At 55.0% G+C, this 12692-nt stretch carries 12 protein-coding genes; 3 read left to right on the forward strand and 9 right to left on the reverse strand.

What is annotated here, in order from left to right:
• Positions 1-341: 341 nt before the first annotated feature.
• Positions 342-1436, forward strand: coding sequence for a S8 family serine peptidase (locus tag ACH3PB_RS17150; protein WP_416396661.1), 1095 nt, complete (start codon positions 342-344; stop codon positions 1434-1436).
• A gap of 41 nt (positions 1437-1477) precedes the next feature.
• On the opposite strand, the gene ACH3PB_RS17155 is transcribed toward ACH3PB_RS17150, so the two are convergent.
• Positions 1478-1876: a hypothetical protein gene (locus ACH3PB_RS17155; protein ID WP_416396662.1), complete on the reverse strand. Its 399-nt coding sequence runs from the start codon at positions 1874-1876 to the stop codon at positions 1478-1480.
• A gap of 82 nt (positions 1877-1958) precedes the next feature.
• Positions 1959-2849 carry a hypothetical protein gene (locus ACH3PB_RS17160; RefSeq protein WP_416396663.1) on the reverse strand — a complete coding sequence of 297 codons (891 nt, stop codon included), beginning with the start codon at positions 2847-2849 and terminating at the stop codon, positions 1959-1961.
• Between the two features lie 855 nt (positions 2850-3704).
• Between ACH3PB_RS17160 and ggt the strand changes: the two genes are divergently transcribed.
• On the forward strand, positions 3705-5516 hold the full coding sequence (gene ggt, locus ACH3PB_RS17165) for a gamma-glutamyltransferase (protein WP_416396664.1): 1812 nt from the start codon (positions 3705-3707) through the stop codon (positions 5514-5516).
• On the opposite strand, the gene ACH3PB_RS17170 is transcribed toward ggt, so the two are convergent.
• The gene (locus ACH3PB_RS17170; RefSeq protein ID WP_416396665.1) at positions 5506-5970 is read right to left on the reverse strand and encodes a TerB family tellurite resistance protein; all 465 of its coding nucleotides are present in this window, start codon (positions 5968-5970) and stop codon (positions 5506-5508) included. The genes ggt and ACH3PB_RS17170 overlap by 11 nt on opposite strands.
• 30 nt (positions 5971-6000) lie before the next feature.
• On the opposite strand from ACH3PB_RS17170, the gene ACH3PB_RS17175 reads away from it, so the two are divergent.
• Positions 6001-6864, forward strand: a complete 864-nt coding sequence (locus tag ACH3PB_RS17175) for a DUF2971 domain-containing protein (protein WP_416396666.1) — start codon at positions 6001-6003, stop codon at positions 6862-6864.
• A 1-nt stretch (position 6865) separates the two neighbouring features.
• On the opposite strand, the gene ACH3PB_RS17180 is transcribed toward ACH3PB_RS17175, so the two are convergent.
• The 6 genes from ACH3PB_RS17180 to ACH3PB_RS17205 all read right to left on the reverse strand — a co-directional run bounded on the left by ACH3PB_RS17180 (position 6866) and on the right by ACH3PB_RS17205 (position 12588).
• Complete coding sequence (locus ACH3PB_RS17180) at positions 6866-7759, reverse strand: haloalkane dehalogenase (protein ID WP_416396667.1); 894 nt, start codon at positions 7757-7759, stop codon at positions 6866-6868.
• Positions 7760-7822: 63 nt separating this feature from the next.
• A complete protein-coding gene (locus ACH3PB_RS17185) occupies positions 7823-8416 on the reverse strand; it encodes a hypothetical protein (RefSeq protein WP_416396668.1) in 594 nt (197 codons plus the stop codon).
• An 83-nt stretch (positions 8417-8499) separates the two neighbouring features.
• Positions 8500-9543, reverse strand: coding sequence for a calcium/sodium antiporter (locus tag ACH3PB_RS17190; RefSeq protein ID WP_416396669.1), 1044 nt, complete (start codon positions 9541-9543; stop codon positions 8500-8502).
• Between the two features lie 47 nt (positions 9544-9590).
• Positions 9591-11489 (reverse strand): putative bifunctional diguanylate cyclase/phosphodiesterase, encoded by a 1899-nt coding sequence (locus tag ACH3PB_RS17195; protein ID WP_416396670.1) that lies wholly within the window; start codon positions 11487-11489, stop codon positions 9591-9593.
• Positions 11470-11994 carry a chalcone isomerase family protein gene (locus ACH3PB_RS17200; protein ID WP_416396671.1) on the reverse strand — a complete coding sequence of 175 codons (525 nt, stop codon included), beginning with the start codon at positions 11992-11994 and terminating at the stop codon, positions 11470-11472. Before ACH3PB_RS17200 ends, ACH3PB_RS17195 begins: the two co-directional genes overlap by 20 nt.
• A 51-nt stretch (positions 11995-12045) precedes the next feature.
• Complete coding sequence (locus ACH3PB_RS17205; protein WP_416396672.1) at positions 12046-12588, reverse strand: nuclear transport factor 2 family protein; 543 nt, start codon at positions 12586-12588, stop codon at positions 12046-12048.
• Between the last annotated feature and the right edge of the window lie 104 nt (positions 12589-12692).

Raw genomic sequence — 12692 nt, forward strand, 5'->3', positions numbered from 1 at the left:
GCAACTGCGTAAACCGCCTACGCATCGATAGATCTGGCCGCAGGGCACGGCACCGCGCGAAAACCACCGCTGACGTGCCGTTGCCATACTGCGGGGTAAAGACAACGAAGTGAGGCTAAAAAAAGAGGCTGAGCGTCAACTGCAAAAAATTGTCAAAACTCGTTTCAGTTTGTTTTTTGGGCGGCTGGCGAGTGGTACCTTACGCGCCTGTAATCTTTCTCATTTGCGCAGTACCTGTGACTAGGATCACCGCCAAGCCTGCAAGGCTCGGTGGCACTATCGGGCTGACTCAGTCCGGCATGATAAGGCGCAGTCGTCATAGCCTCATACTTGGAGTGAGCATGAATTATACAACATTGACCCTGGCTCTCAGCGCAATAATCCTAACCGGCTGCGGCGGCGGATCTGATGGAAAGTCTTCTGACGCGCCAATCACCACGCCTCCAGCACCGATCACCCAGGGCGACGGCATTCCTGATGACGGCCCAACGGGCATGAATCGAGAAGGTTATGCTCTTCACAACTTTGAATATGCATGGAACCAGGGCTTGACTGGCAGGGGCGCGAAGGTGGCTCTGTATGACACCGGAATCAACTCGGATCACATAGAGTTCGCGGAGACCAGCATCGCAGCGGAGTCTCGGGCCTATGAAATCTACAGCTTGTGTTATGAGTTTACAGGTGACGCAGCTGTCGACTACTCACTGGTAACGTGTGATCGTAATTATGACGGCGACTCTGCAGGCCACGGCTCAAACGTCGGCAGCATAATCGCCGGCGCCACCGAAGGCCTTGCTCCAGACGCCGAACTGGCAGTATATAATATCCAGAGCACCAGCAATCCTAATGGCATAAGCGCTTCTGCCTTCCTTTTTAGCTCAGAAGAAGCGGCCAGAGCAGGCGCAGACATCTTCAATCTCAGCATATCCGTCAAGGGGTACTCGAACGCTCAGGCGCGGCCAAAACTGCTTGCTATCGATGCTAGCGACGCCGTTATGGTCATCAGCGCAGGCAACGGAGCGGGGGATCTGGAGTATCAGCCTCAAGACAACTCTTTTGTATATGACGAGGACCTGGCCGATAATACCGTCATGGTAGGCGGAATCGAGGAGGATGGCGTAAGCATACGTTTCAATACGCCAGGCAGCGATAGCGCACTCCAGGCGAGATGGATAGCAGCTAGAACGCTCGGAATGGGCGCAACCCATGATAGCAATACCGCCATCATAGGACTTGTAGGTACGTCTCAGGCTGCACCGGCAGTTAGCGCTGCGATAGCGCTACTGCTTGAAAAAGACCCATCGCTCACAGGAGCTCAGGCTGCACAAGTGATTCTGGATACAGGAAATAGGTCATTTGCAGGCTACGACGTCACCAAGCACGGCATGGGTCTGCTCGATGTCGAGGCGGCGCTCAAGGCACTTGAAGCTCGTTAGAGCTTTTGCCAGACAAGAAAAAGGGCCGTTTCCGGCCCTCTCTACTTACTTAAGCCTCCAGCCCCAGCTTTGTCCAAAGAAGGCGCTCCGGCCCGGAAAATATATACCCCGACGATCTCGCCGGCGTATCGCTCTGATCCTTCCCTAAACCCTGTATCTTTAATAGAGCCATTCAACTGAAAAACGTGGCTGACATGCTCTAGTGCCCATCCCTCGTTCTCGATGGCCTCAAGAAGCGAACCATCTTCGGAATCTGTGAAAAACACGCCGCCTGTTAAGCCTCGCTTGGCATCGGCAGTCCTAATCGGAACTATGATCTGAAGGATACTTCGGCCTGACGATTTTGCAGCTCGTGCCAGGCCCACTGGTGAAGCTGCAAAGGCATCTTCTTCAGTTTTTTTCTTGCGATCAAATAATCCCATTTTCTTGAATTCCCTCATTTAAGTTTCTATAAACAGCGCCGTCGATAGCCTGCGTTGGGCGCACCCAGGAGGTGAACAGTTATAACAAGTAGTCATTCCGTCATGGTGCCCCTTGTTCTCCACTCATGTCCGCAAGGTGTGGGTTCGGCTTGCGGTGTCTGCGCATGCGCAGATCATCCTCATCCAGGTAGCAGCTCAGCTCTCTTTCGTTTGCGTCCCACGACTTTAGAAACTCCTTAGTTTGCTGCTCGATACCGTGTAATTCGTATGGGATATTTAATACACTATAACTGTTTCGCAAGTCTTCCCAATCCATAAGGTGCAGGCGAGCTTTACTGTCGCGGCTGAGTTTGAAGATTCCGTCAACTTTGACGTGGAGCTGGGCTGAGAGAATCCAGCACTCAATAATTCTTATGTAATAGCTTCTGTGAAGAAACTCTTTCGTACTGTCCTCTTCGAGACCATCAAGCGATGCTCGAAGCCGTTGAAACAGCAATATAAAGTCGATCAGATAGCGGCTCGTTTCGGAGTCCCCCAGCGAAATACTGCGAGCAAAGACGTCGCGATATCCAGAAGGCGGATCGTACGACACCCCTAGACGATGCCATTTTTCTTCTTTTTCACCTTGCTCGGTTAGGTACCAAGCTTGTCTAAGTCTGCTGGCACACGATTCGAGATAGACGGATAGTTTATCGGCTGCCTCGACCAGAAACGCTTTCGCTGCACGAAAATCTCTATCACGCGCGTCCGCGGTTTTTTGCTGGGAAATCCGCAACGCAATCAAGCTGGATGCGAAAGCTAATACTCCGACATTCAGGCCTTGCCAGGATCTCCAGACATGCTGAACCTCTACCCAGTCAAAGCCGCTGGCAACACACGGATATACGACCATCGCCAACAAGTACGCGATACCAAGAGTCGACAGCATCAGCCAGGGCAGTGCAGCGAGATTTGCTGATATTGTTCTATTCCATCGTCTGCGAGCTTCCACCTAATAGCACTCCCCCCGGATACGTTGTCGAACAGTAGCAAGCCGGCTGAAGTAGTCAACGGATAACTATCTGCACGATAAGCTAGGTTCTACCGCACCAGAAATCACATCGTTGCTATAGACCTGATTCACCCATCAGGCGTGCGGTGTTTGTGCTAATGGAGGATCAATCATTCGACCTCCGAATCGCAACTTCGTTGACGGTTAGCTCTGGGGTGGCGCCACATGTTGAATAAGTTTCATAAGGAAATAAAACCACCGTTTTCTTTACGCTAACTGGCGCGATCGATTTCAGTTGCTAAATGACTGAATCAGAGTAAATAAACCCGTAAAGTTATCTACGTAAATAAAAGGCGCGTTTTCTTTATGACATTTGGCTACGCCAGAGCCTCGAACGTAAATCAGGACACTGCGCTGCAATTCGATGCGCTTGAACACATCTCGATACCGCTCTCTGTTCGAGTTCCGGGAAAGTCACACGCTCCTAACGTCTCGATATCTTCACGCAGTGCCTGCAGGGCAGGGGCTAGATCGGTATCGGCAGAAACGAGTACGATTTGCTGAATTTGCTCAGTCGGCGGCAATTTAGCTTGCTGAGCGGCCAGTCGATACATACTGATAGCAAGATGAACGTCGTCCCTGCCAACAACCCTTACTGACGATCAGGTCAATGAAGGAAGTCGTAGGGAGATCAGCATTGCTTACCATAACTCGTGAATCGACAGCTTTTATGCTGATATCGTAATTTTCGCCCAGAGAGCGACCACAAACCCACACAGCTCGTACTATCCGCTGCAACACAGACCCGCAAAGCAGGCCCAGGCGCCAGAACCCATATCATCTGAAGGATGCAGAATGAACAATCAGACACCACGCTCAATCCGTCGTAGCACCTCAAGTCTCTTGCTGTGCGGTCTGGTGCTTGCCGCAGGCAGTGCAATAGCAAAGGACAACCAGACCTCGCCCAAGCAGAATGGCCCGACTGAAACCGTCACCCAGGCCATCCTCGAAGGCGACCGCGCCATCCCCGTCAAGGCGGACGCGGGCATGGTGGTCACCAGCCACTATCTCGCCAGCGAGGAAGCGGCCAGGGTTCTCGAGGATGGCGGCAATGCCGTAGATGCTGCAGTGACAGCAGCCTTTACACTCGCCGTTACCCAGCCGCGCTCAGGCAATATCGGTGGTGGCGGCTTCATGCTGATCTCATCAGAGGAGCGCGGAGAAGTCACCAGCATCGACTATCGGGAAACCGCACCGGCTGCCGCCAGTAAGGACATGTTTCTCAATGAGGCTGGCGAGGTTGATCCGGAACTCAGTCGTTTCAGCCATCGCTCATCTGGTGTGCCGGGCACTGTCGCCGGTTTGCTGATGGCCCTTGAGAAATACGGCACGATCAGTCGCGAGAAAGCGCTGGGTCCAGCTATCCGGCTCGCCGAGCAGGGTTTCGTGGTCACGGACCGCTTCGTCGAGGGCGTAGCCAGTGCCGAAGCACGCCTGCGCAAGAACCCAGGTGCCAAAGCCATGTTCTTCAAGGAGACAGGCGGCTACTACGAGGTTGGTGAGCGATTCAAGCAGCCTGAGCTGGCCGAGACGCTTCGGCGCATCTCGATCTCGGGCAAGGATGGTTTCTACAAGGGCCGCACCGCACAGTTGCTGGTCGCTGAAATGAATCGTGGCGATGGCCTCATCACCAATACGGATCTCGAAAGCTATGAAGCGATCGAGCGCAAGCCCGTCAAGGGCAGCTATCGCGGTTACGACGTCTATTCAATGGGGCCACCAAGTAGCGGCGGCGTGCACATCATCCAGATTCTCAACATGCTCGAGCCCTTCGACATCGGTGCGATGGGACACAACGGGGCGAAAAGTATCCATCATATGGCTGAAGCCATGAAACGCGCCTACGCAGACCGCTCGGTCTACCTGGGGGATGTCGATTTCGTCGATGTGCCGCTCGAAGGCCTGCTGAGCAAGGATTACGCGAAAGAGCTGATGAAGACCGTACAACCCGCCAAAGCAACGCCGTCAAAAGATATCCGCGAGGGTAAACCCGCCGTCTACGAAAGCAACGAAACCACCCATTTCTCAATCGCTGACCGCTTCGGCAACGTCGTTTCCAACACCTACACAATCAATTTCAGTTACGGCTCGCATATCGCCGTCGAGGGCGCGGGCTTCCTGCTCAACAATGAGATGGACGACTTCAGTGCGAAACCGGGCGTGCCAAACGCTTACGGACTCATCGGTGGCGAAGCCAATATGATTGAGCCGGGCAAGCGCATGCTCAGTTCGATGTCGCCCACCATCGTCAAGAAAGGTGACAAGAACTTCCTGGTCACTGGTTCACCAGGCGGCTCCCGCATCATCACGACGACGCTTGGTGTGATCATGAACGTCATCGACCACCACCTGAACATTCAGTCAGCCGTCAATGCCCCGAGGGTGCATCATCAGTGGCTGCCGGATCAGATTCGCGTCGAGCAGGGAATCAGCCCGGACACCAAGGCCTTGCTGGAGACCTACGGGCACGAGGTGAGCGAGGAAGAAGCCATGGGCGCAAGCCAGAGCATACTGCTGCTGGACGGCGCGTTCTACGGCGGAGCGGATCCTCGACGATCGACCTCCAAGGCAATCGGCGTCATGGCCTCACCCGTGCTCACGCAGTAGGTGAGGCGGTCGATTTCGCTTCTGCCGCATGACGAGCGCGGATGAACTCCCCATGCGGTACATAGAGCAATTCCGACGAGCGGCGGATCACCTGTTCTTCATACTTGTCGATCTGGCCGTCCGCCAGGGCGACGAGCCACATGTTCTCAATGATGCCGTAGCGGTCTGCCGCGTCCAGCGCCTTGTTGAGTTCGCTGGTGAGTTCATAGAGTGATGTTGCGTTGTCGGCCAGGGAAGCTGCCTCATCCATGCACTGCTCGAGTTCACCGGCAGCCAGCGAAAAGGTGTTGTCCACGAAGCTGCGAATTCGTGCAAGCTCGGCAGCGTCGATCGCCATGTCGACCCTCGCGACCTGGTAGAGCATCGCGGCTGTCAGTACTTCAAGAGAATGTTTCTGCTCTGAGCGGTCTGTAGTGCTGCCATTGCGCAATGCATCAAGAAACTTTGTTAACATAGCGTTCTATCCCGCTAGTTGGGTGAATTAATGCTGACGGAAATAACCCGTAACCTCTATTCAGAAGAAACGCGCGCCACGCTTTATCACTATACGTCGTTCACCGGCTTCATGGGCATTGTGGACGCAAGAGCGATGTGGGCAAGCGATGTTCGCTACATGAACGATTCGGCTGAATTGCGCCACACGGCAGATTTGCTGCGCAAGGACATCGGCGAACGCATAGCTGCGGGTTGCCCTCGACCTTACGTGCTCAATGAGTTTCTCGACTGGGTGGTGCACCGCATTACCAACGGCCATATGTTGTTCGCGACATCTTTTCGAGCCCACGGTAACCTCCTGAGCCAGTGGCGTGGTTATAGCCTGCATGGCAAGGGCGTAAGTGTGGGACTTTCGGCGGAGCACATCCGGCGCTGTGCCGAGCAGCAGAACTTCCAGGTCGGTCGGTGCATCTACGACCCTCGTCGCCAGAACGCCTTGATACACGACATCGTCGAGACCGTGCTCGAGCAGACTTCTGAGGCATCGGGTGTGCGAGATACCGATGCGCGGCAGGCGATATTCGAGCAGCTTGAAACCGACTTGCTCAGAATTGCAGCCGTCCTGAAACATCCATCATTTCAGGAGGAAGATGAGTGGCGGGTGGTGTCTCACGGCATTCGCAAGCCGACAGATGGTTTGGTCCGTTTCAGGGAAGGCACCTCGATGCTGGTGCCCTACATTTTTCTCGACCTGCGTGACGACAAGGGCCGTCTGCCATTCGAACACATTTTCGTTGGCCCCACGCCGAATCATGAACTGTCGCTGAACAGCCTCAGCCTCTACCTCAGCCAGCGCAACTGCCTGCCGGTCGAAGGTATCGACTACTGCCAGATTCCTTTCCGGCAGCGCTAACTTACAAGAGCTTGATGAGTTCGTTGGCGGTCTGAGCCAATTCGAAAGGAGAGTCTTCCTGAACGAAATGGCCTCCGGTCAGGGTGCGATGAGGCATGTTCTGGCAGCCAGGAATGCGCTCCTGAAAATAGCGATCGCCTCCGCGCATGATTGGATCGCCATTCGTAAACGCGGTGATAAATGGTTTCCGCCAGTTCTCCAGCTCGGTCCAGACGCGTGCGTTTTCCTGGGCATCCGGCAAATGGGCTTCTGTGGGCACCAGTCTCGGAAATGCGCGGGTGCCCGCCTTGTAGCGTCCGCTAGGAAATGGGGCGTCGTACGCTAACCGCTCACCCGAACTCAACTTCTTGAATGTGCCGGCCTCGACGATTCGTGAAATCGGAAACCATGGGCTGAACCTGGCAAAGGTGCGCCAGGCTTTGAAAGCCAGGGGAATGTTCTGTTGGCCAGTGGGCAGAAAGCCATTCGATAGCACAATGCCTGCGAAGCGCTCGTCGAGCGCGACGGCCAAGCGAAGCCCAAGGAGCGAGCCCCAGTCCTGGCAGACCAGTACGATGTTCCTGAGGTCGAGCTCCAGCACGAAGGTCCGTAGCCATTCAAAGTGGCCACCATAGCTGTAGTCGTTGATATCTGCGGGTTTGTCCGACTTGCCGAAACCGATAAGATCAGGCGCTATCACACGGTGACCTGCTGCTTCGCAAATAGGAATCATGAAGCGGTACAGGTAGGACCAGGTTGGCTCACCATGCAGCATCAGTACCGTGTAGGCACTGGCCGTAGCCCCCTCGTCTACGTAATGCATTCGAAGACCACTGCCGACTTCAAGATAGTTAGGCTTGAAGGGGTAATTCGGCAGCCGTTTGAAACGGTCTTCTGGCGTTCTTACGATATCCATTGGCAGTCGTTCCTGATCATCTGGGTCAGTATCTTACGCTGCCGGGTGCTCTCGATGGTCTGCTCAGGTTGCTCTGCGCTTGACCCAGCCCCGCAGCTGTCCAAGGATGCCATTCTGCCTACCGCTGCCGGATTCTGCCACGTTTTCCTGGGAGGCTTCTGCTTCAAAGGCTTCATAACGCTCGCGATAGATTGGCAGACTGGCCTTGAGCTTTTTCGCGACTGGGCTATTCGAATCGATGCCTCTCACTTCACACAGCCGCTCTACGGAGCGCTTGAAAGCTTCCTCGAATCCGTACTTGTCCACGGAGACAGAGCTGTAGACCGGGGGGCTGCCTTCAGGCTTGACCCGAAGCTTGAATTCAATGGCATCCTTGCGACCTTCGCGCTCACGCTTCTGAAGCTGGAGGCCCAGTACATGCCCCCGCTCGTGAATGAAGCTTTCGCCTGTCGCCGCCTTTTCTGCCTTTCGGTCTGCCTGCCAGCGAGCGAGTTCGGCATCGAGAGCTTCCGCTTCGGCCATGGCTTCACGCATGGCTTTCTTGGTGCTGCCGTTGACCCTTACATAATGCTGCTGCTCTTCACCATCTACCGCGCGGGTAATTCTGAGATAACTGCGGCTGCTGTCAGCCTTGTCTTTGAATACGGTGATGCCCATCGGGCCCTCCTGATGCAGACTGAAAATGTGTTGCCCCGGTCTTCCCTTGCCATGCCTTCCCTGGGGCGGGTGTCACATGCCTGTCAGCGGCCGAGAGGCTGCAGAAAAGCGATGTACACGAGATAGCATGTATACAAAACCCAGAAGCTCGTAAGGGCTCCACCTTTGACTCGTCCTATTCTACCGGCAGTGCCATGACTGGCCGGTTTCAGCGAAATGCTCATGAGAAAGAGCAGAACCGTAAAGCCAATCATCACCGGAAGATCGCGGACGATGACTTCACTCGCCAGCTCCATCGGCTGGATCAGGCCGGCAATGCCCACCACCAGCAGCGTATTGAACATATTCGAACCGACAACGTTCCCCAGGGCCAGATCATGTTCGTTCTTCTTCACCGCCGCAATCGCGGCAGCAAGTTCCGGCAAGGAGGTCCCCACCGCGACCACCGTGAGTCCAACGATCACATCGCTGACGCCAAACGAGGTGGCTAATGACACAGCGCCGTAGACGACTACCCGCGAGCTCGCCGTCAGTAGAACAAGTCCGAGCACCAGCCACCAGAGCGCCGCACGGCGTGACAGCTCGATAGCCTTGCCGTCAACAATAACTACGCCGTCATCGGCGACTGCGGACGTATGAATCACACTGTCTTCCTGATCCTTACGATCCTGCCGGGCTTTCTTCATCGCCGAGACGATCGAGTACGCCATCGTTGCGGCGAAAACCGCCACCATAATCCACGCGTCCAGCCGTGAAACATCGCCATCGATGAGCAATGCCGTAAATACGGCCGTTATACCGAGCAGGAGTGGCAATTCCTTGAGCAGCACCGAACGCTGCACCAAAATAGGGCTCAAAAGCGCGGTTATGCCGAGTATCAGACCGATATTAGCAATGTTCGAGCCAAGCGCATTACCGAGCGCGAGTGCGGGATTCCCCTGAAGCGCGGCGATGGCAGAAACGAGCATTTCAGGGGCGGATGTTCCGAAGCCGATGACGACCATGCCGATCAGGAGAGGCGGCATTCCAGCGTAGGCCGCGGTGGCCACGGCCCCATCGATAAAACGGTCAGCGCTCCAGACGAGAACGATGAGGCCGGCGATCAGCGCAAATATTGCTAACAGCATGCAAGGGTTCCTTTCGATTCAATAGACTGCCGCACAGGCAAAAGTAACTAGAATACCGGACTTTCGGCGTGCTGGCGGATGAATTCGAAAAGATTGTCTTCTGAAAGCGGCTTGCTCATCAAGTAACCCTGTACCAGATCGCAGCGCAGTAGTTTGAGGAATTTCAGCTGGGCATTGGTCTCGACACCTTCGGCAACGACCTCGATATCGAGTTCCTTGGCCAATGCCAGCATGGCCTTGATGATGCTGTGCTCACGGCCGCCACCCAGTATGTGATCGATAAAGGCCTTGTCGATTTTGAGCTGATCTATGGGCATGTCGCGCAGGGCTGCCAGCGAGGAATACCCGGTGCCGAAGTCATCCATCGACACGTTGACATTCAGCGCCTTCATCGACTGCAGTGTCTCGAGGGCTACCTGACCACTCTGCATGATGGCTGATTCGGTAATTTCCAGATCGAGACAGGCACCGTCGAGACCTGTTTCGAGCAGCGCGTCACGGACCGCTTCGAGGAAGCCGTGATCAGCCGCAAACTGAACCGGAGAGACGTTTACCGCAATTCGTATCTCGGGACCTATCTCCTTGTGCAGGCGCGCCAGCATGCGGCATGCCTCCATGAGGATCCAGCGGCCAAGCTTGACGATGATGCCCGAGCTCTCTGCCAGCGAAATGAAGTCGTTCGGTGGAATGAAGCCCTTGGTAGGGTGCTGCCAGCGCACGAGCGCTTCAAGACTGACCAGCTGACCAGTGAGGGTGGAGAATTGTGGCTGGTACTGGAGATAGAACTCCTCGTTCTCGACGGCATTTTGCAGGTCAGCAATAAGCTGATGCATCTCGAGCGCCACGACTTCCATGTTTTCGTTATAGAAATTAAAGGTGTTCCTGCCGCTATTCTTGCTGTGATACATCGCTATATCGGCACACTTGAGAAGATCTTCGTCAGTATCGCCATCTCCGGGATACATCGACACACCGATGGATGCGCCAAGGGTGAACTGCTGACCTTCCACGGTGAAGCGTTCCTTCATGGCCATCAGAAGCCGCTCGCAGATCAACACCGCGTGGTGGACCTCATCGAGCTGCTTGATGACCACGGCAAACTCATCACCACCAATGCGTGAGATTCTCGGGCCGGCGTCGTACCCATTCCTGGCTCGATCATCAACCAACAGCGGATCATGGTGAACCGACATGTCGGCAATATAATCCTCAGCCCGAAGCACCGTATTCAGGCGTTCGGCAATCTGCTTGAGAATCTGGTCGCCTGCACCGTGCCCCAATGTATCGTTCACGTCCTTGAACCCGTCGATGTCGATGTAGAGCAGGGCGGCCGAGTGGTGATGACGACGCGCACTTTCCAGGCATTTTCGCAGGAACAGCGTAAAGGTATGGCGGTTGGCAAGACCAGTGAGACTGTCGTAGTAAGCGATGTTAGCCAGTTTGCGCTTGGTTTCGACGAGCTGCCGCTCAAGATTCTGTGTCGCTGTGGCGAGACTGCCCACTTCGTCGCCGCGCTTGAGCAGGTGCGCAATCGTGCGGCGATGCCGGGGTTCGACGCGGATACCCTCATCGCTCGCGATGGCGTTGATCCAGGCCTGAACGGCCAGGACGGGCCGGAAAACCTGATGAAACATCAGGCCGAAGAGCAAACCGGCACTGGTAAGGACCAGCACCACAATACTAATCCAGACCCACGGCTCGCCCAGCGTTTGAAGCAGGCCTGGGGGCGCGTAGTTCGCCAGAATATACCCTGCCAGCACAAATGGCAGCAGAATCAGCGCTACGAGCGATATGCCCAGACGAAGCTGAAGTTTATGCGACATGCAGATCCTGATTGGCGCCAAGGCTGACGACTGAAGCTGGTAAAACCAGTCATCAGTATAGTCAGGGTTCGCCAGATCGGTGCTGTAAAATGTATAGCGATCGTTATCGACCAAGCAGGTCATCTTTCAACACCTCGTCGAAGGGGGCGTCACCAAGCCAGATCGAAAAATACAGTCGCGCCAGAGGGCCGTCCGCAAGAACGGCTAGCGGTTTCTGGTTTAGAAACAGTGAGAGACCAGCCTCGCGTTGATAGCTGATTTGATAGAGATCACCATCCTGGACTGCGCGATAGGCAGAGTGAAACGCCTTGAGACGAGAAGGCATCTGTGCCCTCAGTTGAGGGTCATCAATATTTCTCGCCAACATCTTTTCGGCGGCTTCTGGAAAGGCGTGTGCGGGTATGTCACGCGCATAGCGAAATAGAATGGTGGCTGATTCATTGGCCGGCATAGCCCAGCTGATATCACACTTCGGTCGGTAAAGTGCGGCGTGACCCACGGTAAATATGTGATAAGCAACGAGCTCGCCCGTACCGCAGCGCTCCAGCCGGGATCCATCGACCTCGACCGACTGCTCGAAGCGATCGCTTGCCTGCGCCTGGATTGTAACTAGCAGAATCGACAACATCAGCCCTCGACTGAAAGCGCCGCGCATTCTCACCCCGGCTCGCCGAGACACTTAATCTACCTGCCCCAGCTGCGACCGAATGCGTTTGATCTGTCCGCCGATGACCGGCAGATGAGCGTAGAAGCCTTCTGCGCCATCCCAGAAATCCTGATGCAGAACGATTTTCCCATTATCGTCGAGACGCAGATGGGTCAACCCCACCGAGGTGACATCTATTTCTCGCCATAGCGCCTTGAACTGCATGCGCATCTTCCAGCGCACATAGAAATCGTCGCCAGCATTGTTTGCATCAAGGAAGGTGACCTCGGTCTTGCCCTTGCCTGCCAGTTCCGTGAAGTAGTCAATCAGTGCCCGTCGCTGCTCCAGAGTGTGAAAGGTGTCGTTGAAATAAAAGGTTTCAGCGTAGGCGGCTGTGATGTTTCCAGACATTTTGCCCGCAGAAAACTCACGCATCATCTTCACGAAGGGCGCCAACCGTGGCAGCTCGTCAACCGGGGTGAAGGCGGACTGGCTGCCGCTGCTTGCCTCTATATAGTGCGCGTAAGGTTTTTCCTGCACCTTTGTGGTGCATGCTGATATGAGCGTCGATAGCATGACGATGGCTCCAAATCTGAGGAGTAAAGGGCGATACAGCATGGCAGTGGTTCCAGTGGATTTGGAACGAGACTAGCGCAGCCGCCGTGAACGCACCGTGAAAA

This window comes from Allohahella sp. A8, assembly GCF_047946665.1.
Lineage (GTDB): Bacteria > Pseudomonadota > Gammaproteobacteria > Pseudomonadales > Oleiphilaceae > Allohahella.